This is a genomic window from Novosphingobium sp. UBA6272, assembly GCF_002440635.1.
GTDB lineage: Bacteria > Pseudomonadota > Alphaproteobacteria > Sphingomonadales > Sphingomonadaceae > Novosphingobium.
Map to the genome: position 1 here is coordinate 89,291 of NZ_DJUW01000003.1, position 24,845 is coordinate 114,135.

Consider the following 24,845-nt stretch of genomic DNA (forward strand, 5'->3'; position numbering starts at 1 on the left):
TGCGCAGCGGTGCTGGCGCCTGGAAGCAAAATCTGTTCGCGGATCCGTTTGTTGGCGCTGGCGCCCCCTTCGAAGTGAGCCCGATGCGCGGCTTTGCAAAGTCGTTCAACCTTGGTCTTGACGAAGGACTTGATGCCTTCTCGTTCTCACCATTGGGCAGGCTTGCCTTGGGCGGCGCCTCCTCTGCGGGAACTGGTTTTGACGCGGCTGATCGAGGCTCTGTCGATACCGACACTGCATTCGCACCGGTGGTGGGCGATGGCGCGCCGATCCCTGATGCGATCCAAACCGGCGGTGGCGCAATTGCGCTGACCGCGCTGGACGTTGCATCGACTCAGAATTTCGACACCCTGGCGCAGATCGGAACCAGTTCGGCTTTGCCAAGCGGCTGGTACTTCGATGAGACATCCACCTCTTCGCCCGGGAATACGCTCTATACTGGGGGGACCGGCGGCAGCACCTCGGGTGATACCTACAGCTTTGGCGCGGCTGGCAGCGCCGATCGGGCCTTTGGCCAATTGCGCAGCGGTTCGAACGTGGTGACTTTGGGGGCACAGTTTACCAACAACACCGGTTCCTCGATCGGCTCGTTCGATATTGCCTATACGGGTGAACAGTGGCGACTTGGCGCGCTTGGCCGCGCCGACACCATGACCTTTCAGATCAGCTTCGATGCGACCAGCCTGACCACCGGGACCTGGACGAACGTTTCACAGCTAACCTTCACTGCGCCGACGACGGCGGGAACCGTCGGTGCGCTTGATGGCAACGCCACTGCCAACCGGTCAGCGCTTTCTTCCACCGTGACCTTGGCCCAGGCGATCGCCAGCGGACAGACGTTCTGGATACGCTGGGTTGATACCGATGCCTCCGGTTCGGACGACGGACTGGCCATCGATGACTTCTCGATCACCCCGCACGCGGCCGCACCTTCGGCAGGCACCCTCTCGATCAATGATGTGACCCAGACCGAAGGCAATTCGGGCACGATCAACTATGTCTTTACTGTGACGCGCAGCGGAGGAAGCGCAGGCGCTATCAGTGCCGACTGGTCGCTGGCTAACGGCACCACCAATTCCGCCGATTTTGGCACCTTCCCGCAGAGCGGGACAATCAACTTTGCGGACGGCCAGACCACCGCCACGATCACTATCACGGTGGCTGGCGACAGCACGTTCGAGCCGAACGAGGCCTTCTTTGTCAATCTGACCAACTTGACCGGCGGGGCGACCTTGTCCGATGGCCAGGGCCAGGGCACGATCACCAACGACGATGCCGCGCCAGTCGCGCAGCTGAGCATCAACGATGTGACCCAGACCGAGGGCAACAGCGGCACCACCAGTCTGGTCTTCACCGTGACCCGTGGTGGTGACACCAGCGGCGCGGCCAGCGCCACCTGGACCGTCGTCAACGGCACGACCGACGCAGCGGACTTTACCGGCCTGCTCACCGGCACGGTCAACTTCGCCGCTGGTGAATTGACCCAGACCATCACTGTCCAGGTGACCGGTGATACCACGGTTGAACCCAACGAGACCTTCAGCGTGGTGCTCAGCAATCCTGGCGCCAACACCACGATCACCGACAATACCGGCGCAGGGTCGATCACCAACGACGACGTTCCCCCACAAGCCAACGTGTTCTTCAACGAATTCCACTATGACAACAGCAGCACCGACGTGGGCGAGCGGATCGAAGTCGCGGGTCTGGCCGGCACCGACCTCACCGGCTGGACGATCGTGCTCTATAATGGCGGTAATGGGCAGTCCTATGCCACGATCAACCTGTCGGGCACGATTTCCGACCAGGATGACGGCTTCGGCACGCTTTCGTTCAATGCCGTGGGCATGCAGAACGGCGCGCCGGACGGATTTGCGCTGGTCGACAACTTCGGCCGGGTGATCCAGTTCCTCAGCTACGAAGGAACGATGACCGCCACCAACGGTCCGGCCAACGGCCTGACCAGCACCGATGTCGGCGTGGCGGAGGAACCGGCTCCGGGGGCGGGGTTTTCGCTCCAGCTGATCGGGACCGGTTCGGGCACGGGCGATTTCACCTGGACCGGGGCGCGGACCGACAACTTCGGCCTGGTCAACACCGATCAGGATTTCCTGGGCGGCAATGCCCAGGGGCAGTTCCGGATCAGCGATGCCGTGGTCACCGAAGGCAACAGCGGCACTTCGCTGCTGACCTTCACCGTATCCCGCGCGGGTGGTTTCAACAGCACCGCGACGGTTGACTGGAACCTCAACCTGCTGGGCGCGGGCACGACTTTCGCCAATGCCGCTGACCTTGCCGGTGGCGGCACTCAGGGCGGCACGCTGACCTTTGCTGCCGGGCAGTTCAGCCAGACCGTGACGATCGTCGTCAACGGCGATGTCGCGCCGGAATTCAACGAGACGCTGCAGGTTGTCCTGTCCAATGTCACCGGCAACGCGGCGCTTAGCGATGCCACGGGCGTCGGTACGATCAACAACGACGATCCGATCACCCTGGCAATCCATGACATCCAGGGCGCGGGGCATACTTCCAGCTACGTCGGCCAGAACGTCACCACCACGGGCATCGTCACTTTCCTCGCTGCCAACGGGTTCTACCTTCAGGCAGCCGATGCCGATGCTGATGCCAATGCCGCGACATCCGAGGCGATTTTCGTCTTCACCAGCACTGCGCCGACCGTGGCGATCGGCGATGCGATCAGCGTTGCGGGCGTGGTCAGCGAATTCGTGGCCAGCGCAACTTCGCTCGGCATCACCCAATTGATTACGCCGGTTATCTCCGTGCTCAGCAGCGGGAATGCCCTGCCGACCGCAGTTCTGATCGGCACCGGCGGCCTGCTGCCGCCGACCGGCGTGATCGACAACGACGGGCTGACCAGCTTCGATCCCAGCACGGACGGGATCGACTTCTACGAAGCGCTCGAAGGCATGCGGGTGACGATCGACACTCCGACGGTGGTCGCCTCGACCAATTCGTTCGGTGAAACCTATGTCGTCGCGTCGGGTGGGGCGGGGGCCACGGGCATGGCGCTCAATGGCACCGGGATCACGATCTCGAGCGGGGATGCCAACCCTGAACGGATCCAGATCGATTCGATCAACGCGGTGACCACCAGCTATGGTTCGGGTGACCGGCTCGCCAGCGTAACCGGGGTGCTGGGCTACAGCTTCAACGAGTATGAACTGCTGACCAGCAGCGACGCGGCCGTGACCGCTCCGGGCACGCTGGCGCGCGAAACGACGACGTTGGTCGGCAATGCTGATCATCTGACGATCGCGATTTACAACGTCGAAAACCTCGATCCGTCGGACAACCGCTACACGATCCTCGCCAATGACATCATCTTCAACCTTGGCGCGCCTGACATTCTGGCACTGCAGGAAATCCAGGACGACAACGGCACGGGTACCGGCACGGTTTCCGCGATCCAGAACCTGACCAACCTGGTCAATGCGCTCAATGCACTCGATTCCACCGCTAACTATGTCTTCGCGCAGATCGATCCTTCGGGCGAAAACACCACCGGGGGAGAGCCCAACGGCAACATCCGCAACGCCTTCGTCTATGATGCCAACCGGGTCTCGCTGCTTTCCGGCAGCCTTGCGCTAATCAGCGATCCGGCCTTTGCTAACAGCCGAAGCCCGCTGGTCGGGACTTTCGTGTTCAACGGCAACGAGCTGACCTTGATCAACGTCCACCAGACTTCGCGCGGGGGCAGCGATCCCGATTTCGGGGCCAACCAGCCTCCGGCGATCGCGGGCGATGATCGCCGCATCGCACAGGCAGACGCAGTGGTGAACTACATCAACAACAACCTCGCGACCGATCCGCTCGGCCGTTATGCCGTGATGGGCGATTTCAACGGGTTCTACTGGGAAAACGGGCTGACCCACCTGACCAACAACGTCACCGGCGGGCTGGTCAACCTCTCGGTCGAACTGCTCGACCCCAGCGAGCGTTACACCTACCAGTTCCTCGGCAATCTCCAGCAGCTCGATCACCTGCTGACCTCGCCGGGGCTGCTGACGGGGGCGCAGTACGATCTGGTCCATATCAACGCCCAATTCGCGACCGGAGCGAGTGACCACGATCCGCACGTCGCGCGGCTGTACCTGCCGGCACTGCCCGATGCGATCAACGACGGTACCTCGGGTCTCGAAACCCAGACCTTCAACGGCAACGTGCTGACCAACGACCTCAACGGCGCGAACGCCGTGACTGCGGTCAACGGCCAGGCGATCAGCGTCGGGCAGCAGATCACGCTCGCTTCGGGGGCACTGCTGACGCTGAACGCCAACGGGACCTTTGCCTATGATCCTAACGGCGCGTTCATGCTGGTCGGCGCGGCCTCGGGCGCGGCCAATACCCAGGCGACCGACAGCTTCACCTACCGCGTCAATGGCGGTGATACGGCGACTGTCACCGTGACGATCAACGGAGTGACCCAGGGCGGCGATACTTTCCTGGGCAACAGCCAGGTCAACGTCATCACCGCTACCGCGCTCAACGATACGATCAATGTGACGCAAGGCGGGGCGGACACGGTCAATGCCGGTGACGGGGTCGATTTTGTCATGATCGGTACCGGAAACAACGGCTCGACGCTGAACGGTGAAGGCGGAACCGATACCCTGTCGGTCAGCGGTACGGTCGGAAGCCTCGCCGGTTTGACTGGATTCGAACGGGTCTTGTTGAATGGCGGCGCCTCATTGACGCTGGCCGGAGACCAGTTTGCCACCGGTTTGGCTCCTACCAGCTTGCTGGGCGGCAGCGGCACGATCATCGTCAACATGACGGCGGGGACCAATTTCCTTGCGACGCCGATGATTGTTGAGAGCGGGGCGAGTGTTGCTTTCACCATCAACGGCAGCAGCGCGACCGATGTGGTCAAAGCGGCACTCGATGCGACCAACACGATCTTTGGCGGCGACGGCGCAGACCAAATTCGCGGCGGCAATCTGGCCGACACGATCGACGGCGGGATTGGGGATGACAAGATCATCGGACTTAGCGGGGCCGACCAGCTGACCGGGGGAGCGGGGGCAGATCAGTTCCGCTATTTCTTCGCAGCCGATAGCGGAGTTGGAGCGGGCAACCGCGATGTGATCCTCGATTTCAACGCGGGTGAGGACAAGCTCGATTTCCGGATCCTCGATGCCGATCCGAATCTGGCCGGACGGCAGACGCTCAGCTTCATCGGCACCGGGGCCTTTACTGCCGGCGGATCGGGCGAAGCGCGCTATGCGGTTTCGGGAGCGGACTTGCTGGTCCAGATCGACCTCGACGGCAACGGCACCACCGACATGGAAATGTTGCTGCAGGGGGCGGGAAGCCAGATGCTGACGGGCACCGACTTCCTGTTCTGAGGCATTCACCCAGCGTTCACGTTTACAGCTGTAGTCGTTTACAGACGTAAACGATGAGGCGTGGCCGTGGCCGAGACCCCCGATAGCGGAGAGCGGATTACCGAAGCCGAACAGGCGGTGATGGAGGCGCTTTGGCGCCGCGCACCGCTGACGGCTGGGGAAGTGGCCGACGAAGTCGCCGCCGATCGTGGCTGGACTCTGGCAACGGTCAAGACCCTGCTGTCGCGGCTGGTTGCCAAGCAGGCGGTCGAGACCCGGCCCGACGGCAAGCGCTTTCTCTATTCCCCACGGGTGGCCCGGACGGACTACGCCGCCGGCGAATCGCGCCGTCTGGTCGATCGTCTGTTCGGTGGCTCTGCCGCCGGCCTGTTTGCGCATCTGGCCGAAGCCGAAGCGCTCAGCGAGGCCGACCTTTCCGAGATCGAGACCCTGCTGCGGGAGCTGCGCAAGTGAGCTGGCTGGTTGATACCCTGCTGGTCACCGGCGGACTGATCGCGTTGGTACTAGTGCTGCGCCGTCCGGTCGCCCGCGCCTTCGGCCCGGCGATGGCCTATGCCCTGTGGGCGCTGCCCTTGCTGCGGCTGATCATCCCCCCAATCACGCTGCCCTCCGCCCCGGCCGAGGCGGCGCCGGTTTTCGTGACGGTGCTGGCCGATCCAGTCCCGGTCAGCGCCGCGCCGGCCCCCGCCTGGACATTTGCCCCTTTGTTCCAGGCGGTGTGGCTGGCGGGCGCGCTTGCCTATCTCGGCTGGCGTGTCTGGCAGTACCGCGCAATGCGCCGAACCTTCCTGGCCGGCGCGATCGGCGTCGGTGATGCGGAAGGCGTGCGGCTGATCGAAGCTCCCGAGGTGCGTTCGCCGGTGGCCTTCGGGATCCAAGACCGGGTTATCGCGCTGCCGCCGGGCTTCATGGCGCAAACGCCGCGGCGCGAACGCGATCTGGCCATTGCGCACGAGCTGGAACACCATCGCGGCCGCGATCTCGCCGTGAACATCGCGATGCAGCCGCTGCTGGCGCTGCACTGGTTCAATCCGCTGGCCTGGGCCGGTTGGCGCGCCCTGCGCCGCGATCAGGAAGCGGCCTGCGACGCCCGCGTGCTGGCCGGGCGCGAGGCGGATACCCGCGCGGTCTATGGCCGGCTGATCGCCGCCTTCGCCTGCAATCCGTCTCCGGCGCTGGCGAGCCCGCTGGCCTGCCCGATCCTGCATGAGAAAAGCATAGTCCATCGTCTGAGGAGCCTGACCATGACCGAACCCACCAAGACCCGCCGCCTGGCCGGGCGCCTGCTGATCGGCGCCGCCGTGCTGGCGCTGCCGCTGACCGCGACCATAACTTACGCCGCGAACGAAGAGGACGCTCCGCAGGCGCCTGAGGCTTCGGAACCGCCGGCGCCGCCTGCACCGCCGGCCGCGCCCGACAAGCAGAAGGTTCACAAGATCGTGATCATCGACAATCCCGGCGGCAGCACCCTTGAAGACTCGAAGCTTCACACCCGCGTGATTGAACGCAATGGCAAGACCATCGTGCTCAAGACCAAGGAGCCGCTCAGCGACAAGGAAGCTGAAGAGCGGATCGCTAAGGCCGAGGCCGGAACGATGGAGGCCGATGCCTTCGTGATGCACGGTCCCGAGGGCGCTCACGTCACCCGCAATGTGGTGGTGATCCGCAAGGGTGACGGAAAGGGCGGGGAGTGGTCCGCGAAGGAAGGTGGCAACGGCGGCAAAAGCCAGAACCGCGAGGTCCATACCTTCACGTTCACCAGCGGCGGTGCGGGCGCGACCAGCCATGGCACGCAGGGTGAGGTCAGCTGCAGTGGCGGCGAGGCCAAGCGCGCGGATGCTGAAAACAATGCGGATGGGAAGCAGCGCAAGGCCCACGTCATGATCTGCAGTCCGGCCGGTGACAAAACCGCACGTCTTGCTGCGATGCGCAAGGCACGCGACAAAGTCGCCAGCGATCCCAACCTGGGTGAAGATCTCAAGAAGGATGTGCTGAGCAAGCTCGATGCACAGATCGAGCGCATGTCGAAAGACGGATAGCAAATGCTTGATTGATAAGGCCAGGGGCGAAGTCCGGAGTGGACTGCGCCCCTGGCTTTTTGGTCTGCAGCCAGACCCCAGAATGGCGCAATTGTTCAATTCCGTTCGCTCCCGTTTGGATGGCTACTTGCCCGCAAAGTCAGGATAACTTGGCAAAGTGGGTCGCTCTGACTGTTCCATTTTGAGGGAGAGCGCCCATGAAATTCGGCAAGACGGCGAAACTCGCCATTCTGACTTCGATATTCGTCATTCCTCCGGTGGCCGCCCAGACGGGCCGGATAACCCAGAAACCCATCAACGTTGGCGCGATCTCGGCAGAGCGGCTTGACGTGCGACGCTTCCCGTCGGTCCTGATGCCGGGCGCAAAGGCGCCTCAGAAACGAGCAGTCGGAGCGGCAACCTGGGCCAAGATCGACCCGAAGGTCGCCGATGCAACCCAGGCCAATCTGACCGCTCAGTTGCTGGCCAATGCGATCAAGAAGAAGCTCAACGGAAAGTCGATTGGCTTCGCCGTAACTGTCATGACGCAGTCCGGAGGCAAGGGGACGGCAGTCGGAGGACTTGCCCGCAGTGCGCCGGATGGCGGCCAGCGCGGCTGGAACGCGAGTGACCGGATCACCGTCGCCAGCGTCAGCAAGAGCTTCAGCGCTGCCGCAATGATGCGGGTCATGGCCAGCAAAGGGGTGGGGATCAATGCAAAGATCGGACCCTACCTTCCAGCAAGCTGGACGGCGGGAGCGAATTTCAAAGATATTACCTTTGCCCAGCTGATGAACCACACCTCCGGCATCAGGGGAGACGGAACCTGCAACATCTCGAATGATGGATTGAAGGGTTGTACCGCCAAAGGTGTCGTGATTGCCAACAAGACCTACTTCTATCAGAATGAGAATGCAGCGATGCTGCGGATCCTGCTGCCCCGGGTTTACGGCAATGCACCGGTCAGCGAAGCCGACTATGCCAAGGACTACGAGGTGATCGTCAACCGGATGGTGATGAATTCAGCCGGTATTCCCTATGCCACCTGCAAGGCCGGGGCTGGCAATGTCTCGATGAGCTATGAATCGACCACCGACAATGGCCAGGACGGCGCACCGCAGAACGCGGCGGCGGTCAATTTTGACTGGACCTCGGTCAAACCGGGGATCGATTGGGGCGACATGTCGACCATTTGCGGTTCGCAGGGGTGGAATCTGTCTTCGGACGATCTCGCCAAATTTGCCCATGCCCTGGCATTCACCGACCGGATCCTGCCGCAGGCCAGCGTCAACACCATGCGCGATAACAGTCTGGGCCTGTTCTATAGCGATTTTGGTGGCGGACTTGATGGCTATGGCCACAACGGCTGGCATCCGGCGGGTTGGAACCAGGGTGAGATCAACACCTGGTCATTCTCTTTCAACAAGGGCGTTTCGATCGGCCTTGTGATCAATTCCCGCTACAACGGCTCGTATTCAAACGACGTCGCCGCAGCCGTGAAGGAAGTGCTGCCCTAGGCGGTCAGCGCCAGCGCAGGCGATCGGGGGTGAGTTCGGCGACCGACTTCACCCCCATCAGCTTCATCCCGCGTTCGATCTCGTCCTTGAGGATGCCAACCGCGCGCTCGACCCCGGCCTGGCCGGCTGCAGCCAGGGCATAAAGGTAGAGCCGCCCGCCCGATGCCGCAGTTGCTCCGGCGCATACGGCCTTCAGCGCATGGGTGCCGCGCCGCACACCGCCGTCGCAGATGATTTCGATCCGCCCGCCGACCGCGTCGACAATCTCAGGTAGCTGATCAAATGGCGCGCGGCTGCCGTCAAGCTGGCGGCCGCCGTGGTTGGAAATCATGATCGCATCGATCCCCATGTCGGCTGCGCGCCGTGCGTCGGCTGCACTCATCACGCCCTTGAGGCAAAAGGTGCCGCCCCAATCGGCCCGGATCTGCTCGACCATTTTCCAGTCCATCGACTGGTCAAGCATTTCGGAGAAGTACTTCTGAATGGAAACAGACTCAGCCGTTCCTTCGCGGACATGGGTATCCAGATTGGGCAAGGCGAACTTCTCACGCAGCAAGTAATCCAGCGCCCAGCGCGGCTTGACCGCGTAGGACAACAACGAGCTGGCGGTAAACTTGGGCGGCGATGAGAAGCCCGAACGCATGCACCGTTCGCGCTTGCCGCCCACTATCGTATCGACCGTCAGGGCAATGGCATCGAATTTCGCCGCCTTGCAGCGTTCGATCATGCTGGCGTTGAGGCCCTTGTCCTTGTGGATGTAGAGCTGGAACATCTTCGGGGTCGAAATCAGCGCCCCGATCTCTTCGATGCTGACAGTCGCCAGGCTGGAGATGCCGCACCACAGACCAAACTTCTCCGCCGCGCGGGCCACGGCGCGTTCGCCTTGCCAGTGGAACACGCGTTGCAGCGCGGTGGGGGAAAGGATTAGCGGCAGCGCAGATTTGCGGCCCATTATCGTGCAACTGGTATCAATCTGCTCGACCCCGGCCAGCACGTCGGGAACCAGATCGCAACCGGCATAGGCCGCGGTATTGCGGGCCTTGGTCAGCTCGTCATCGGCGGCGCCGTCGATATAGTCGAACACAGGCCAAGGCAGCCGCTGCTTGGCGAGCAGCCGGAAATCTTCGATATTGTGGCAATCGTTTAAGCGCATCACCGCATCAGCGCGTCGCACACGGCATCGTCGGCGCTCTGCATACCTTTGCGCAGCCATTCCATCCGCTGGGCACTGGTCCCATGAGTGAACTGCTCGGGACTGGCGCGGCGCCCGGCGTTGCGCATCAGGGTATCGTCACCGATCGCATTGGCGGCGTTGAGCCCGCTTTCCATGTCGCCCGGTTCCAACCGATCGCGGTTCTTGGCGGCCCAGACCCCGGCATAGCAATCGGCCTGCAGCTCCAGCCGCACCGAGAGTGCATTCGCCCGCTGCGGGTTCTGCGATTGCAAGCTGCGGATCTGGTCGGAAACGCCGGTCAGCTTCTGGATGTGGTGGCCATATTCGTGCGCGATCACATAGTCGCGGGCAAACTTGCCGCGCGCGCCCATTTCCTGGTCCATCTGCGCGAAGAAATCGGTGTCGAGGTAGATCCCCTGGTCGGCCGGGCAGTAGAACGGACCCATCGCGCTTTGCGCCGCGCCGCAGCCCGAGCGGCCCATCTGCGAATAGAACACCAGCTTGGGCGCTTCGAACGGCACCCGCGCGGCGGCGAAGACCGGCGCCCAGGTCTTGTTGAGCGAAGACAGCGCGTTGCACATCTGCAGGCTGTTGGCATCGGTCCGACAGGTCTCACCCACGCCTTCGCCGCCGGGAGCGGGCAACTGCTCCGCCGGGCCCTGGGCCTGCTCCAGCCCGCCGATCATCTGCGCGGGATCGACACCGAAAACCAGGGCAGCGATCAGCGCGATCACCAGCGTACCGCAGCCGACCTGCCCGCCGCGCCCACCGGGCAAGCCGCGCCGTCCGCCGCGTTGGTCTTCGACATTGATGGCATTGGGATCGAATTCATCGAGACGCATTGGCGGACCCTCCAAGCAGGCTGGACAAAGCACAGTCCAGCCGCGATGGCCTCCGCTATACCCCATGTCTCAAGTGTTTGGAGTCGAGAAATGTTCCTTTCCGGAAAGCGCGCGCTGGTCACGGGTTCAACTTCGGGGATCGGTCTCGCCGTGGCCCGCTCGCTGGTGGCCGAAGGGGCCGAGGTGGTGCTGTCGGGCTTTGGCGAAGCGGCGGCAATCGCCGCGCTTTGCGAGGAACTGAACGCCAGCCACGTCGCGGCCGACTTGTCGAACCGCGCCGGGGTCGAGGCCCTGATGGCCGGGGCCGGGCCGATCGATATCCTGGTCAACAACGCCGGCATGCAGCACGTTGCCCCGGTCGAGGAGTTCCCGGTCGACAAGTGGGACATGATCATAGCGCTCAACCTGACCGCGGCCTTCGACGCCAGTCGGCTGGCGATCCCGCACATGAAAGCGGCCGGGTGGGGGCGGATCATCAACACCGCTAGCGCCCACGCGCTTACCGCCTCGCCCTACAAATCGGCCTATGTCGCGGCCAAACACGGGCTTTCGGGCCTGACCAAGACGCTGGCTCTGGAACTGGCGACTCACAACATCACGGCCAATTGCATTTGTCCGGGCTATGTCTGGACCCCGCTGGTCGAGAACCAGATCCCCGATACCATGGCGGCGCGGAACATGACCCGCGAACAGGTGATCAACGATGTGATGCTGGTCCGCCAGCCGACCCGCAAGTTCGTTCAGCCTTCGGACATCGGCGAGATGGCTGTATTCCTGTGCAGGGACGCTGCCGCCAACATCACCGGAACCAACATCTCGATGGATGGGGGCTGGACCGCTGAATAGTCATCGGCACTGTTACATTCCTGCAACCAGTTGACACAATCGCGCGTTATGATGCGCGATGGCTTGCCGGACCTTGCCGGAAGGGTGATAGTGCGGCGATGAAGCGTTTTTGGCAAGCGACGAACCGAGCCATTGCGCTGCTGCTGGCGGCGACCATGGCGATTCAGCCGCTCGCCGCCGCCAAACCCAACAAGGTCCGGGCCGAGCTTGAGGCGCAGCTGCGCGCCCATGTGACCGAGCTGGCCAGCGATGCCTATGAAGGCCGGGAACCCGGCACCGAGGGCGAGGCGAAGACTCTGCGCTATATCGGCAAGCAGTGGTTCGATATCGGCCTGCAATCGGGCACCAACGATCCGGCGCATCCCTGGTTCGCCCCGGTCAACCTGATCGCCCGTGATCCCGATGCCAGCCGGGCCTATTTCACCCGCAAGGGCAAACGGCTCTACCTTCCCGCCGGAATGATACTGGTCCTCACCTCAGGCAAGCGCGGGCTGGTCGAAAATGCCCCGGTGCTGTTCGTGGGCAAGGGCGAGGTTGTCCCGGCGCGGACCGAACTGGCCGGCCGGGTGGCGCTGTTGCTCGATGGCGGAAAGGACAATTCCGATCGCCAGAACGCGCTGATCAAGCAGGGCGCTTCGGGCGTGATCACGGTGCTTGATGGCGAGCGCTCGCTGGAGAATGTCACCGCGCGGCGGATGCGCACCGGCTATGCCCTCGCAACCGACAAGCTGGGCGGCGATCTGGAGGCCTTCATCACCCCCGAAGCCTTGAACGGTGTAATGGCCGGAGCAGGGCTCGACCTGACCAAGCTGCAAGCCGAGGCTGCTTCATCCGGTTTTGCGCCACGCCCGCTCGATCTCGCGGTTTCGCTTGAAGCGACCACCCGCGAAACCCGGATCAAGACTCACAACATCATCGGCAAGCTGCCCGGCAAACGCCCCGAACTAGGCGCGGTGCTGCTGCTGGCGCACTGGGACCACTTCGGGACCTGCGCGGAGACTCCCGCCGAAGACCTGATCTGCAACGGCGCGGTCGACAATGCCAGCGGCGTAGCCGTCCTGACCGAAGTGGCGCGGCGGCTGGCCAAGGGTCCGCAACTTGATCGCGACGTCTATTTCCTGGCAACCACCGGCGAGGAGATCGGCTTTCTGGGGGTTGAAGCCTTTGCCGACAATCCGCCGCTGCCGCTGGGCAATATCGTTGCCGCCTTCAACATCGATACCGTTGCCTTGGCGCCGGCCGGAAGTCCCTTCGCGATCGTCGGCAAGGGGATGACTCCGCTCGATCCGCACATCGCCTCCGTCGCCAAGGCCAACAAGCGCAAGCTGGCCGAAGGCGATGCCGCCAATGCCTATGTCCGCCGCCAGGATGGCTGGGCGCTGATGCAGCACGATGTCCCTGCGGTGATGGTCTCCAGCTCGTGGTCCGATATCGCGGTGGTGGAGAAGTTCATGGACAGCGATTACCACCGCCCGGGCGACCAGGTCAGCCGCGGGATCGAGCTGGGCGGGGCGGCTGACGATGTCGAATTCCTGATCGCGCTGGCGCGCTGGTTCGGAGATCCGAAAAAGGTCCCCTTCGCGCGCAACTAGGCCACTAGCTTATCCGGGGGCCTGCGGTTACATGGGCCGCCACGAATCGACCAGCGCCCCCGGCGCCCAGACAAGGCATGTGGCACCATGGATATCCCTCTCGGCCTGACTTACGACGACGTTCTGCTGCGGCCGGCCGAGTCCGACATTCTCCCCTCCATGGCCGATACCCGCACCCAGCTGACCCGCGAGATCGGGCTCAACATCCCGGTTATCTCCTCGGCGATGGACACCGTGACCGAGGCCGACATGGCGATCGTCATGGCCCAGCTCGGCGGGATCGGGGTGCTGCATCGCAATCTGACCGTCGAGGAACAGGTCGCCGCGGTCCGCGCGGTCAAGCGCTATGAAAGCGGCATGGTGGTCAACCCGATCACGATCGGCCCCGACGCGACCCTGGGTGAAGCGCGCGCGCTGATGGAGACGCACCGCATCTCGGGCATTCCGGTGGTGGAATCGGGCGGCAAACTGGTCGGCATCCTGACCAATCGCGACGTCCGCTTTGCCGACAATCCACTCCAGCCGGTGCGCGAGCTGATGACGCATGAGAATCTCGCCACGGTGGGTTCCGGGGTGACTCAGGAAGACGCTCGCCGCCTACTCCACGCCCGCCGGATCGAAAAGCTGCTGGTGGTCGATGGAAACTTTCACTGCACCGGCCTGATCACGGTCAAGGACATGGAAAAGGCAATCACCTATCCCGACGCGACCAAGGACGCGACCGGGCGCCTGCGCGTCGCCGCTGCGACCACGGTGGGTGACAAGGGGTTTGAACGGACCGAGGCTCTGCTTGCCGCCGAATGCGACGTGGTGATCATCGATACCGCCCACGGCCACAACAAGGACGTCGCCCGCGCGGTCGAACGGGTGAAGAAGATCTCCAATTCGGCCCAGGTGATCGCCGGCAATGTCGCGACCTATGAAGCGACCCGCGCGCTGATCGATGCCGGGGCCGACGGGGTCAAGGTCGGGATCGGGCCGGGCTCGATCTGCACCACCCGCGTGGTCGCCGGGGTCGGCGTGCCGCAGCTTACCGCGATCATGGAGGCCGCACGCGCTGCCGCTGACAGCGGCGTGCCGATCATCGCCGATGGCGGGCTGCGGACCAGCGGCGATGCCGCCAAGGCGCTGGCCGGCGGGGCCTCGACGATCATGGTTGGCTCGATGCTGGCCGGGACCGAGGAAGCACCGGGCGAGACCTTCCTGTTCCAGGGCCGGGCCTACAAGAGCTACCGCGGAATGGGCTCGGTCGGGGCGATGGCGCGCGGCTCGGCCGATCGCTATTTCCAGCAGGACATCAAGGACCAGATGAAGTTGGTGCCCGAGGGGATCGAAGGCCAGGTGCCCTACAAGGGTCCGGCCAAGGACGTGGTCCACCAGCTGGTCGGCGGGATCAAGGCGGCGATGGGCTATACCGGCAGCGCCACGATCGATGACCTGCGGACCAATGCGCAGTTCGTGCGGATCACCGGCGCGGGCCTGAAAGAGAGCCACGTCCACGATGTGACGATCACGCGGGAAGCGCCGAACTACAAGCTGTGACGCCGCAGGCCCGCGTCCAGGCCGGAATCGAGATCCTCGATCTGGTCATAGCTGCCGCCAAGGGCGGCGGGGCCAGTGCGGACCGGATCGTGGCGGACTGGTTCAAGACCCGCCGCTTTGCCGGCAGCAAGGATCGCCGCGCGGTGCGCGAGCTGGTCTATGGCGCGATCCGCGCTTGCGGCGATGTCCCCGTCAGCGGCCGCGCGGCGATACTGCGGCTGGCCGAGACGGAAGTTGCGATCCATGTGCTTTTCGACGGGCAAGGCCACGGCCCCGCGCCGGTCCTGCCCGATGAGCCTGTCGCGGCCGCCGGCATTGCTCCGGCCTGGCTGGAAGCCGAACTCGCCGCCAGCGGGATCGCGGGGGATGAAGCCAATGCGCTGCTGGGCCGGGCGCCGCTCGATATCCGGGTCAACACGCTCAAGGCCGATCGCGGTTCGATCGAGCTGCCCGAGCGGGGCGAGCCGCTGGCCGCGCCGCAAGCCTTGCGGCTTCCGTCCGGTTCGGCGGTCGAGCAGTGGCACGCCTATCAGAACGGCCTGATCGAAGTGCAGGATGGCGGTTCGCAAATCGCCTGTCTGGCCGTCGCCGCGCAGCCGGGTGAGACCGTGATCGATCTCTGCGCGGGGGCCGGGGGCAAAACGCTCGCGCTCGCGGCGGCGATGGAAAACCGTGGCCGCCTGATCGCCTGCGATACCGACCGGAACCGCCTTTCGCGCCTCGCACCCCGGGCCGAGCGCGCCGGAGCCAGACTGATCGGGGTCCGGTTGCTCAATCCGGGCCAGGAGGCTGCCGCGCTGGATGATCTGGCGGGCCGGGTCGACGCGGTGCTGGTCGATGCGCCCTGTTCGGGGACCGGCACCTGGCGGCGCAATCCCGAAGCACGCTGGCGGCTCTCGCCCCAGGAGATCGTGCGCTATGCCGCGATCCAGGCGCGGCTACTCGATCTGGCCGCGACACTGGTCCGGCCGGGCGGGCGGGTGACCTTTGTCACCTGTTCGCTGCTCGATGCCGAAGGGGCGGATCAGGCCGAGAACTTCCTGACCAGCCATCCCGGATGGCGCGCCGAACTGCCGCACTTGCCCGCCGGAACTGCGCGCGGGCAGGGCTGGCGCCTGTCCCCAAGGGCAGATCAGACCGACGGCTTTTTCATCGCCTGTTTTGTTTCGCCATGATAGAGCCGGGGCAAATGGCTAGGCTCAAGGAGCAGATCATGCGTTATTCCCCCGCCGCCCTCGCGCTTGCGCTGCTGGTTGCGGTTACCGCCAGCACCGGGCACAGCGCGCCGCCGGCACCGCTCGATCCGCGTGCCGCCGCGCTGGTATCCGAAGGGCGCAAGGCGCTGGGTGAAGGCCGCACCGATGAAGCGGTCGATGCCTTCGAAAGCGCGCTGGCAATCCAGCCGGGCCACGTCGCGATCTACCTCAACCTCGGCGAGGCGACCCGCAAGCAGGGCCTGCACGGCAAGGCGCTGCACTATTACCGCGAAGCACTGAAGCTCGATCCCAACAACCAGTACGCGATCGCTGGCGAAGGCGAGGCGCTGGTCGAAAAGGGCGCGGTCGAAAAGGCCCGCCGCAACCTGGTCCGGCTTGAGCAGATCTGCGGCAATGCCACCTGCGCCCCGGCCAAACAGCTCGCCGCCGCCATCAGCCGCGGCCCGGCGCCGCAGGTGGTAACGGCGGAGCAGGTTGAGGCGAAGCCAGAGGTTAGCGCGAATTGACAACCAAACTCCCCCTAATGGGGAGGCTCAGATCAGATCCCTGAACTCTTCCAGAACAGTGCGATAGACGCGCTTCTTGAACGGAACTATCAGCTCTGGCAGCAGCAGCGGATCGACCCATTTCCATTCTTCGAACTCGGGCGGATCGTGGCGCTCCAGGTGGATGTCGGTGTCCTCGCCGGAAAAGCGGGCGAGAAACCAGTGCTGGCGCTGGCCGCGATACTGGCCCTTCCACAGCTTGCCGATCAGGTCATCGGGCAGGTCGTAAAGTACTTCCTCGCGAGTCTGGGCGAGCAGGGTGACGTGGCGTTCCACCACGCCGGTTTCCTCCCACAGCTCGCGCAGGGCGGCATCGCGCAGGTCTTCGCCTTCATCGATCCCGCCTTGCGGCATCTGCCAGAAATCGCCGCCTTCTGCCGGCTGGCCGCGCGTGTCGATCCGGCGGCCGACAAAGGCCTCACCAGCCGCATTGACCAGCATGATGCCGACGCAGGGACGATAGGGAAGGTTGGCAAAGGGATCGCTCATCGGGCTGCCTCTAGAGCGGATTGGTCTGTCTGTGAAACCCAAACGTTTGTGGGGTCCGGAGATTTGCGAAGAAAAGGGGGTTCACGCAGAGGCGCAGAGAATGAAGTGGAGGCGCAGAGGGCGAGCGCTACCGGCGCAGCCGTCTCTCGTTCCTTGCCAGCGGCAAACGCACTGCAGGAATTTGCAGAATGAGCCTTCGGCTCAGAACAACATCTCTGCGCCTCACTTTTCTTCTCTGCGTCTCTGCGTGAACCCCTTCTTTCTTCAGCCTGTAAGCCTCAAACCTTCATCAACATCAACTTCATCGCCGCAATCACCTTGGCGGTGGCCGCCGCCGCGCTGGGCAGCGCCTTGCGAGTGGTGGAAAAGTCGTGAGTCATCCCGGCGATGTGGAGGTAGGTCGTATCGACCCCGGCATCGACCAGCTTGGCCGCGATCCGGCGGCCCTGATCCTGCAGCGGATCAAGCCCCGCCGTTGCTACGATCGAGGGGCACATGCCCTTGGCCTCGGCATGCAGCGGAAACGCGCGCGGATCGCCGCTTTTCGGGAGGTAGAGCGAATAGAACCAGTCCATCGCCACCTTGGTCAGCAAGTGCCCTTCGGCGAAACGTTCCATCGATCCGTCCTGTGATTCGTCCGTGGCCGGATAGAGCATTACTTGCAGTAGCATTGGGGCACCGGCCGGCTTGTCGATCAGCGCACGGGCGGTGACCGTGGCCAGATTGCCCCCGGCGCTGCCGCCGATGGTGACTAGCCCGGTAACCTTGCGGCCAAGCTCGGCCGGGCTCCCGGCGAGCCAGCGCGCCGCCGCTTCGCAATCGTCCGGGGCGGCGGGGAAGGGGGCTTCGGGCGCCATCCGGTAATCGACCGCCAGCACCGGCAGGTCGAGCTCAGCTGAAAGTTCGGTGCAGAGTGAATTGTGGGTATCGAGATCGCCGATCACGAAGCCGCCGCCGTGGAAGAACAGCACCACAGGGGATGGGTCCCGCTCATCCCGCACGTCGTAAAAGCGTACTGGAATGTCACCCGCCGGTCCGGGGCAGGTCAGATCCTTGATCACTGCCATTTCGCGTGCGTCGGCATCGGTCATCGCCTTGAGCCCAAGGTATCCGGCGCGCTGTTCGGCCGGGTCAAGCCGCTCGGGCGCGGGCAAGCTGTTGACCATGGCGAGGAAGCCCTGGACGTCTTCACGGATCAGGGGCGGCGAATCGCTCATCGGGAAATCCTCTCTTGGCTGTTTAATCGCGAGGTTAAATTGCGGAATGCCACTTGACTAGCCGCCTTGGCAGGCCTCTTGTTCCAATTGCCCGCAGCACAGTTTTTCTTGGTTGCGCGGCAAGCGGGGAGGGGACTAGGGCGCGCCGTGAAGAGGGCGCTTGGTCCGCCTGACAAGGATACCAGATGGCTACGCAAACCGCCGAACCCGAAAATCTCGTCAAGAACAGTCCCGAAGCCGTAGTCGTCCGCTTTGCGGGGGACTCGGGCGATGGCATGCAGCTGACGGGTGGCCAGTTCACCCTGTCGAGCGCATTGGCGGGCAACGACTTTGCCACGTTCCCGGATTTCCCGGCCGAGATCCGCGCGCCGCAGGGCACGCTGTTCGGCGTCTCGGCGTTCCAGATCAACTTCGGCTCGACCGAGATCGACACCGCTGGCGATGCCCCGGACGTGCTGGTGGCGATGAACCCGGCGGCGCTGAAGACCAATGTCGGCGCGCTCAAGCCCGGCGGTCTGATCATCGCCGATACAGGCGAGTTCACCAAGCGCAACCTCGAAAAGGCCAAGTACGAGGTCAGCCCGATCGAGGATGGCAGCCTCGCCAAGTGGCAGGTGCTGGCCTTCGATATCTCGGCGCTGACGGTTGAGGCGGTCAAGCCGTTCGGGCTCGGCAACAAGGATGCGCTGCGCTGCAAGAACATGTGGACGCTGGGCCTGGCGTTGTGGATGTTCGACCGTGACCGGGCGCCGCTGATCGAGTGGCTCAACAACAAGTTCAAGAAGAACCCGACCCTCGCCGAGGCGAACGTGGCCGCGCTCAACGCCGGCCACGCCTATGGCGAAACCGCCGAACTCGGCGGGCAGCTGCACAAGCAGCACATCGATGCGGTGGAGAGTGCGCCCGGGCTGTACCGGACGATCACTGGGGCCGAGGCGGTCGCGTTGGGCCTCGTCGCAGGGGCGCAACTCGCCCACTTGCCGATGTTCTTCGGCGGCTATCCGATCACCCCGGCCAGTTCGATCCTGCACTATCTGGTCGGGCTCAAGGAATTCGGCGTCACCACCTTCCAGGCCGAGGATGAGATCGCTGCGATCGCCGCCGCGATCGGCGCATCTTACGCCGGGCATCTCGGCGTCACCTCCTCGTCGGGCCCCGGCATCGCGCTCAAGGGCGAAGCAATGGGTCTTGCCGTGATGACCGAGTTGCCCTTGGTGATCGTCAACTCGCAGCGCGGCGGGCCTTCGACGGGCCTTCCGACCAAGACCGAGCAGAGCGACCTCTACCAGGCGGTCTATGGCCGCAACGGCGATACCCCGATCCCGGTGATCTCGGCGCGCTCGCCCAGCGACGCGTTCGATTGCGCGATCGAGGCCTGCCGGATCGCGACTCAATACATGACCCCGGTGATCCTGCTGACCGACGGCTACATCGCCAACGCGGCCGAGCCGTGGCTGGTGCCCGATCCGGCCAGCTACGCCGATTTCCCGGTCACCTTTCTGCAGGAACGCAACGGCCCCGACGGCACCCTGCTGCCCTATGCCCGCGACGAAAAGGGCGCGCGGCCGTGGATCAAGCCCGGCACCCCGGGCCTGACCCACCGGATCGGCGGGATCGAGAAAAACCCCGGCACCGGCAACCTCGATTACAGCCCGGCGGCGCACCAGGCGATGACCGACGCGCGCAAGGCCAAGGTCGATGGCGTGGCAAACAGCATCCCGGCGCAGGACGTGGCGCTGGGCAGCACCTCCGGCAAGCTTGCCGTGGTCGGCTGGGGCAGCACCTTCGGCCCGATCCATCAGGCGGTCCGCCGGGCGCGGGCCAAGGGCGTGGACGTCAGCCACATCCACGTCCGCCACATCTGGCCGCTTCCGGAAAATCTGGGCGATTTGCTAAAGGGTTACGAGAATATCCTCGTTCCCGAAATGAACACCGGCCAGTTCAAGACCGTGCTGCGCGATCAGTATCTGGTCGATGCGAGGCCGCTCAACAAGGTGAGCGGCCAGCCGTTCACGATTGCCGAAATTGAGGAAGCGATTGAGGGGGCGTTGGGGTGAATCTCCACGCCGCCTTTCCTTTCAACCGTCATCCTGAACTTGTTTCAGGACCCATTTGGCCGATCAGCCCTCCGGTCTGTGCGGCACGATGGACCCTGAAACAAGTTCAGGGTGACGGGGAGGGCGGATGATGGCGCGTTTCGATGAACAACCATTTGTAACATCCGAGATGTGGTGGTTCTTTTTTCGCGTCGTTGCTTGGTGCGCCGTTGCTGCAGTGGCCCAACATTTTGGTAACAGAACAGACTCATTGGTTTTTGCCGGATTATGTGGTTTTGTGATGGGCTTGTCGCTTTTCATAATTGCTTGGAACCACGAGCGAATAGACGACGAACTTGAATCCAGCCGAAATGGCAAATTCGGTCTTTTCGCACAGTATCTTGTGGTCACCTTGCTCATTGCTGGAATGCTTTGGGTTTCCTATCAGCAAGTTGTCGATGGCATCAGTACCTCCACAACTTTTTTCTGGGGCTACATAGCTGGATTGGGTGGTGTGGGTTTTGCATCATCACGCGGTTATCTCAAATCTAGGTCAAACACATGAACGACATGACCCCCATCCGTCACGAAACCACCCTCAAGGACTGGGAATCGGACCAGGAGGTCCGCTGGTGCCCGGGCTGCGGGGACTATGCGATCCTCAAGGCGGTGCAGCGCACCTTGCCAGAGCTGGGCGCGGATCCCGCGAACACCGTGTTCGTCAGCGGGATCGGCTGCTCCAGCCGCTTTCCCTACTACGTCGAGAGCTATGGCTTCCACACCATCCACGGCCGCGCGCCGGCGGTGGCGACGGGGATCAAGCTGGCCAATCCGCAGCTCGATATCTGGCTGGTCACCGGCGACGGCGACGGAATGAGCATCGGCGGCAACCACACGATGCACCTGCTGCGCCGCAACCTCAATTGCCAGGTGCTGCTGTTCAACAACGAGATCTACGGCCTGACCAAGGGCCAGTACTCGCCGACCAGCCGCCAGGGCACCACCAGTCCGACCACGCCGCTGGGCTCGGTCGACCGGCCGGCGCTGCCCTGCGCCTTCGCGCTGGGCGCTGGTGCGCGGTTCATCGCCCGCGGGTTCGACGTCTCGAAGAACCTGACCGACGTGCTCAAGGCTGCCCACGCCCACCGCGGCGCGGCCTTTGTCGAGATCTTCCAGAACTGCATCGTCTACAACAAAGACGTGTTCGAAGACTTCGCCGCCCCCAAGGGCGCCGAGGATCGCCAGCTCTGGCTCCAGAACGGCGAGCCGATGGTCTTCGCGAAGGGAACGCAAGGAATCGCGCTCGATGCCGAGAAGCTGACGCTCAAGGTGGTCGATGTGGTCGATGGCGATTGGCAGGCGGCGGGGGTGATCGTCCACGACGTCACCAACCGCTCAATCGCGCACATGCTGGTCGAAATGCCGTTCGGGCCGTTCCCGATGGCGCTGGGCGTGATCTACGACGATCCCCGCCCGACCTACGAGGACGCGGTGCTGGGCCAGGACGCCAAGATGCGCGAAGGCAAGAACACCGACCTCGCCCGCCTGCTCGCCAAGGGCCAGACCTGGACAGTCAGCGAAGGCGGGCCGGAGTTGTAGGTTCGCACGCCAAGACGCCAAGATGTTGGCCCATGACGAAATTGACCGCCTTGCCCGCATAGCGGTGCATTGCGGTTTTGAAATTCATCGGGATTTTGGGCCGGGCATGCTTGAGTCTGCCTATGAAGCCATGATGTTTGCCAGTCTTCGCGAAGCTGGATGTTTTGTAGAACGGCAAGTTGCCGTTCCATTGATTTTCAAAGGCGCCTGAATCGAGGTTCCGTTCCAAGCGGATCTGGTCGTCGAACGCAAGCTGCTGATTGAGCTCAAATCCGTTGAGCGTCCTGCCCCGGTCCATGCCAAGCAGGTCTTGACCTATTTGCGTTTGATGAAGTTGCCACTTGGCTTGCTAATAAACTTTGGTCTGGCCAGCTATAAACTTGGCGTGCAACGCATCGCCAACGATTTTCAGGATCGATAAACCAATGCGCAACATCTTGGCGTCTTGGCGTGCGAAACCGTCACTTGCGCCGGACCTTCGCAACTGCCAGCGGTATGAACCATGGACAACCTCACCCATTCCCTGATTGGCGCCGCACTTGGGCAGGCGGGGCTCAAGCGTAAGACCGGGCTGGCCATGCCGGCACTCATCATTGCGGCAAACCTGCCCGATATCGACGCCGGCTGCGTGGTCTACGGGATCGAGAGCCTGGCGATGCGGCGCGGGATTTCCCATGGGCCGATCGCGCTGGTACTGCTCCCTCTGCTGCTCGCGGGGGTGCTGTGGTGGTTCGATCACTGGCAGGCCGGGCGCGGCAAGCGGCCGGAGGGGCGCCTGCCGGTCGATTTCAAATGGCTGCTGGCACTGTGCTACATCGGCACGCTGAGCCATCCGCTGTTCGACTGGTTCAACAATTACGGCATTCGCCTGCTCGAGCCGTTTTCGCACCAGTGGTTCTATGGCGATACGCTTTTCATCATCGACCTGTGGATCCTGATCGCGCTGGGCATCGGCCTGTGGCGTTCGCTGCGGCGTGAGCGGGCCGGGCAGACCAACTGGGCTGCGCCTGCGCAGATCGCACTGGCGGTGATGGCCAGTTATGTCGGGATCAACATGGTGATCAGCCGCACGGCAGAGGAAACGGTGCGCCGGCTTGAGCCCGATGCCGAGATGGTGGTGGCCAATGCCGTGCCGATCGCCTTCTGGCGCCGCGACGTGCTGTGGCGCTCGGACGATGGCTTTTACGGCACGATTTCCTGCAATCTCAACGCGTGCCTGCGTTATCCCCGGGTGATCCGCAAGACCAACTGGCCCGATCCGCGCGTGGCGGCCTGGGCCAAGGACGATCCGGCCGCGCAGGCCTTCCTGTTCTGGAGCCGTATGCCGCTGGCCCAACCCGGACCAAAGGGCATCTTGTTGAAGGACCAGCGCTTCGCCGATAGCCCGGCGCGTGACAATTTTACCTATCTCTTGAACCCGCGCTGATGGCCCAAACCTCGATTGTCTGGCTGCGCCGCGATCTGTGGCTGGCCGACCATGCCGCGCTGGTGGCTGCCTGCGCCGCCGGGCCGGTGCTGCCGGTCTATGTCCTCGACGACGATACCGCCGCGCACCGCCGGATGGGCGGGGCGAGCCGGTGGTGGCTGCATCATTCGCTTGCGGCACTGGACGCGGCGCTGCGGGCCAAGGGCTCGCGCCTGATCCTGCGCCGGGGCAAGAGCGACGAAGTGCTTGCCGCGCTGGCGGCGGAATGTGGCGCGCGAGAAGTCCATGCGCTGCACCATTACGAGCCATGGTGGCGCAACGCCGAGCGCGCGGTGGCGAAGCGGCTGACGCTGCACCTGCACCACGGCAATTACCTCGCGCCGCCGGGCACGGTGCTGAGCGGGGCAGGCACGCCCTACAAGATCTACACGCCGTTCTGGCGCGCGCTGCAGGAACGCCTGCCGCCGCCGCAGCCACTGCCGGCACCCGCGCGAATTCCGGCTCCGGCGACCTGGCCGGACAGCGACAGCCTCGATAGCTGGAACCTGCTCCCCACCAGCCCCGACTGGGCCGGGGGATTTCGTGAGGAATGGGCCCCGGGTGAGGAGGGCGCATTCGAACGGCTGGACACGTTTCTGGCCTGCGCGCCCAAATATCAGGCGCGGCGCAATTTCCCGGCGGTCGAGGGCACTTCGCGGCTGTCGCCTCATCTAGCTTTCGGAGAGATCTCGCCCGCGACGACTTGGCACCGGACCGCCGCGCTGGGCGGATCGACCGGCACCTTTCTCGGCGAACTTGGCTGGCGTGATTATGCCCAGAACGTGATCCTGCAATTGCCGGACTATGGCGCCCGCAACGCCAAGGCAGAATTTGACCAGCTGGCCTGGCGCGAAGGGCCAGAGGCTGAGGCCGACCTTGCCGCTTGGCAGCAGGGCCGCACCGGCTATCCGATCGTCGATGCCGGAATGCGCCAGCTGTGGCACAGCGGCTGGATGCACAACCGGGTCCGGATGATCGCCGCGAGCTTTCTGATCAAGCACCTGCTGATCGACTGGCGGCGCGGCGAGCAATGGTTCTGGGATACGCTGCTGGATGCCGACTACGGCCAGAACGCGGTCAACTGGCAGTGGAGTGCGGGGACCGGGGTGGACGCCAACATGTTCGTCCGGATCATGGCGCCGCTTGGCCAATCAGACAAGTTCGATGCGGCCGAATATATCCGCCGCTGGGTGCCCGAACTGGCGCACCTGCCCGAGGCCGCGATCCACGATCCGCCGCTGCCGGTGCGGGGCTATCCGCGCAAGCTGATCGAGCATGCCGAGGGCCGCGCGCGCGCGCTGGCGGCCTGGCAGGCACTCAAAGGCTGAAGGGGAGGGGCGTGGTGCCCGGAGGCGGATTCGAACCACCGACACGCGGATT

At 63.9% G+C, this 24,845-nt stretch carries 18 protein-coding genes and 1 pseudogene; 15 read left to right on the forward strand and 4 right to left on the reverse strand.

Annotated elements, in window-relative coordinates:
• Positions 1-83: 83 nt before the first annotated feature.
• The 4 genes from B2V17_RS02815 (at position 84) to B2V17_RS02830 (ending at position 8,901) form a co-directional block, all read left to right on the forward strand.
• The gene (locus tag B2V17_RS02815; RefSeq protein ID WP_292994950.1) at positions 84-5,366 is read left to right on the forward strand and encodes a Calx-beta domain-containing protein; all 5,283 of its coding nucleotides are present in this window, start codon (positions 84-86) and stop codon (positions 5,364-5,366) included.
• A 66-nt stretch (positions 5,367-5,432) separates the two neighbouring features.
• Entirely contained in the window at positions 5,433-5,819 is a 387-nt protein-coding gene (locus B2V17_RS02820) for a BlaI/MecI/CopY family transcriptional regulator (protein ID WP_292994952.1), read from the forward strand.
• The gene (locus B2V17_RS02825) at positions 5,816-7,405 is read left to right on the forward strand and encodes a M56 family metallopeptidase (RefSeq protein WP_292994954.1); all 1,590 of its coding nucleotides are present in this window, start codon (positions 5,816-5,818) and stop codon (positions 7,403-7,405) included. The genes B2V17_RS02820 and B2V17_RS02825 overlap by 4 nt, the downstream gene beginning before the upstream one ends.
• A 197-nt stretch (positions 7,406-7,602) precedes the next feature.
• Positions 7,603-8,901 carry a serine hydrolase domain-containing protein gene (locus tag B2V17_RS02830; RefSeq protein WP_292994956.1) on the forward strand — a complete coding sequence of 433 codons (1,299 nt, stop codon included), beginning with the start codon at positions 7,603-7,605 and terminating at the stop codon, positions 8,899-8,901.
• A gap of 4 nt (positions 8,902-8,905) precedes the next feature.
• Here B2V17_RS02830 and B2V17_RS02835 read toward each other — a convergent pair whose 3' ends face one another.
• Both B2V17_RS02835 and ypfJ read right to left on the reverse strand, forming a co-directional pair.
• On the reverse strand, positions 8,906-10,054 hold the full coding sequence (locus B2V17_RS02835; protein WP_292994958.1) for an alpha-hydroxy acid oxidase: 1,149 nt from the start codon (positions 10,052-10,054) through the stop codon (positions 8,906-8,908).
• Positions 10,054-10,917, reverse strand: a complete 864-nt coding sequence (ypfJ, locus tag B2V17_RS02840; RefSeq protein ID WP_292994995.1) for a KPN_02809 family neutral zinc metallopeptidase — start codon at positions 10,915-10,917, stop codon at positions 10,054-10,056. The genes B2V17_RS02835 and ypfJ overlap by 1 nt, the downstream gene beginning before the upstream one ends.
• Positions 10,918-11,007: 90 nt before the next feature.
• Here ypfJ and B2V17_RS02845 point away from each other — a divergent pair, with 90 nt between their 5' ends.
• The 5 genes from B2V17_RS02845 to B2V17_RS02865 all read left to right on the forward strand — a co-directional run bounded on the left by B2V17_RS02845 (position 11,008) and on the right by B2V17_RS02865 (position 16,620).
• Positions 11,008-11,763 carry a 3-hydroxybutyrate dehydrogenase gene (locus B2V17_RS02845; RefSeq protein ID WP_292994996.1) on the forward strand — a complete coding sequence of 252 codons (756 nt, stop codon included), beginning with the start codon at positions 11,008-11,010 and terminating at the stop codon, positions 11,761-11,763.
• A gap of 98 nt (positions 11,764-11,861) precedes the next feature.
• Entirely contained in the window at positions 11,862-13,355 is a 1,494-nt protein-coding gene (locus tag B2V17_RS02850; RefSeq protein WP_292994998.1) for a M28 family metallopeptidase, read from the forward strand.
• A gap of 87 nt (positions 13,356-13,442) precedes the next feature.
• A complete protein-coding gene (gene guaB, locus B2V17_RS02855; protein ID WP_292995000.1) occupies positions 13,443-14,897 on the forward strand; it encodes an IMP dehydrogenase in 1,455 nt (484 codons plus the stop codon).
• Positions 14,894-16,072 (forward strand): RsmB/NOP family class I SAM-dependent RNA methyltransferase, encoded by a 1,179-nt coding sequence (locus B2V17_RS02860; RefSeq protein WP_292995002.1) that lies wholly within the window; start codon positions 14,894-14,896, stop codon positions 16,070-16,072. Before guaB ends, B2V17_RS02860 begins: the two co-directional genes overlap by 4 nt.
• Positions 16,073-16,110: 38 nt before the next feature.
• Positions 16,111-16,620, forward strand: a complete 510-nt coding sequence (locus B2V17_RS02865; RefSeq protein WP_292995004.1) for a tetratricopeptide repeat protein — start codon at positions 16,111-16,113, stop codon at positions 16,618-16,620.
• Positions 16,621-16,647: 27 nt separating this feature from the next.
• Here B2V17_RS02865 and B2V17_RS02870 read toward each other — a convergent pair whose 3' ends face one another.
• The gene (locus tag B2V17_RS02870) at positions 16,648-17,148 is read right to left on the reverse strand and encodes an RNA pyrophosphohydrolase (protein WP_292995006.1); all 501 of its coding nucleotides are present in this window, start codon (positions 17,146-17,148) and stop codon (positions 16,648-16,650) included.
• A gap of 278 nt (positions 17,149-17,426) precedes the next feature.
• Positions 17,427-18,365 (reverse strand): alpha/beta hydrolase, encoded by a 939-nt coding sequence (locus B2V17_RS02875; protein WP_292995008.1) that lies wholly within the window; start codon positions 18,363-18,365, stop codon positions 17,427-17,429.
• 185 nt (positions 18,366-18,550) lie between these two features.
• On the opposite strand from B2V17_RS02875, the gene B2V17_RS02880 reads away from it, so the two are divergent.
• From B2V17_RS02880 to B2V17_RS02905, 6 genes and pseudogenes are all read left to right on the forward strand, one after another.
• Positions 18,551-20,422, forward strand: a complete 1,872-nt coding sequence (locus B2V17_RS02880; protein ID WP_292995010.1) for a 2-oxoacid:acceptor oxidoreductase subunit alpha — start codon at positions 18,551-18,553, stop codon at positions 20,420-20,422.
• 127 nt (positions 20,423-20,549) lie between these two features.
• Positions 20,550-20,966, forward strand: coding sequence for a hypothetical protein (locus B2V17_RS02885; RefSeq protein WP_292995012.1), 417 nt, complete (start codon positions 20,550-20,552; stop codon positions 20,964-20,966).
• Positions 20,963-22,000 carry a 2-oxoacid:ferredoxin oxidoreductase subunit beta gene (locus B2V17_RS02890; protein ID WP_292995014.1) on the forward strand — a complete coding sequence of 346 codons (1,038 nt, stop codon included), beginning with the start codon at positions 20,963-20,965 and terminating at the stop codon, positions 21,998-22,000. Before B2V17_RS02885 ends, B2V17_RS02890 begins: the two co-directional genes overlap by 4 nt.
• Before the next feature lie 106 nt (positions 22,001-22,106).
• Positions 22,107-22,421: pseudogene (locus tag B2V17_RS02895) on the forward strand (GxxExxY protein).
• A gap of 81 nt (positions 22,422-22,502) precedes the next feature.
• Entirely contained in the window at positions 22,503-23,426 is a 924-nt protein-coding gene (locus B2V17_RS02900) for a metal-dependent hydrolase (RefSeq protein ID WP_292995016.1), read from the forward strand.
• Entirely contained in the window at positions 23,426-24,793 is a 1,368-nt protein-coding gene (locus B2V17_RS02905) for a cryptochrome/photolyase family protein (RefSeq protein ID WP_292995018.1), read from the forward strand. Before B2V17_RS02900 ends, B2V17_RS02905 begins: the two co-directional genes overlap by 1 nt.
• Positions 24,794-24,845 lie beyond the last annotated feature (52 nt).

Excerpts from the sequence above, each read along its gene's own strand:
- B2V17_RS02815 (WP_292994950.1), top strand. The coding sequence starts at position 84 with ATGCGCGGCTTTGCAAAGTCGTTCAACCTTGGTCTTGACGAAGGACTT.
- B2V17_RS02830 (WP_292994956.1), top strand. The coding sequence starts at position 7,603 with ATGAAATTCGGCAAGACGGCGAAACTCGCCATTCTGACTTCGATATTC.
- B2V17_RS02835 (WP_292994958.1), bottom strand. The coding sequence starts at position 10,054 with ATGCGCTTAAACGATTGCCACAATATCGAAGATTTCCGGCTGCTCGCC.
- ypfJ (WP_292994995.1), bottom strand. The coding sequence starts at position 10,917 with ATGCGTCTCGATGAATTCGATCCCAATGCCATCAATGTCGAAGACCAA.
- B2V17_RS02845 (WP_292994996.1), top strand. The coding sequence starts at position 11,008 with ATGTTCCTTTCCGGAAAGCGCGCGCTGGTCACGGGTTCAACTTCGGGG.
- B2V17_RS02850 (WP_292994998.1), top strand. The coding sequence starts at position 11,862 with ATGAAGCGTTTTTGGCAAGCGACGAACCGAGCCATTGCGCTGCTGCTG.
- guaB (WP_292995000.1), top strand. The coding sequence starts at position 13,443 with ATGGATATCCCTCTCGGCCTGACTTACGACGACGTTCTGCTGCGGCCG.
- B2V17_RS02865 (WP_292995004.1), top strand. The coding sequence starts at position 16,111 with ATGCGTTATTCCCCCGCCGCCCTCGCGCTTGCGCTGCTGGTTGCGGTT.
- B2V17_RS02870 (WP_292995006.1), bottom strand. The coding sequence starts at position 17,148 with ATGAGCGATCCCTTTGCCAACCTTCCCTATCGTCCCTGCGTCGGCATC.
- B2V17_RS02875 (WP_292995008.1), bottom strand. The coding sequence starts at position 18,365 with ATGAGCGATTCGCCGCCCCTGATCCGTGAAGACGTCCAGGGCTTCCTC.
- B2V17_RS02880 (WP_292995010.1), top strand. The coding sequence starts at position 18,551 with ATGGCTACGCAAACCGCCGAACCCGAAAATCTCGTCAAGAACAGTCCC.
- B2V17_RS02885 (WP_292995012.1), top strand. The coding sequence starts at position 20,550 with ATGATGGCGCGTTTCGATGAACAACCATTTGTAACATCCGAGATGTGG.
- B2V17_RS02890 (WP_292995014.1), top strand. The coding sequence starts at position 20,963 with ATGAACGACATGACCCCCATCCGTCACGAAACCACCCTCAAGGACTGG.
- B2V17_RS02900 (WP_292995016.1), top strand. The coding sequence starts at position 22,503 with ATGGACAACCTCACCCATTCCCTGATTGGCGCCGCACTTGGGCAGGCG.
- B2V17_RS02905 (WP_292995018.1), top strand. The coding sequence starts at position 23,426 with ATGGCCCAAACCTCGATTGTCTGGCTGCGCCGCGATCTGTGGCTGGCC.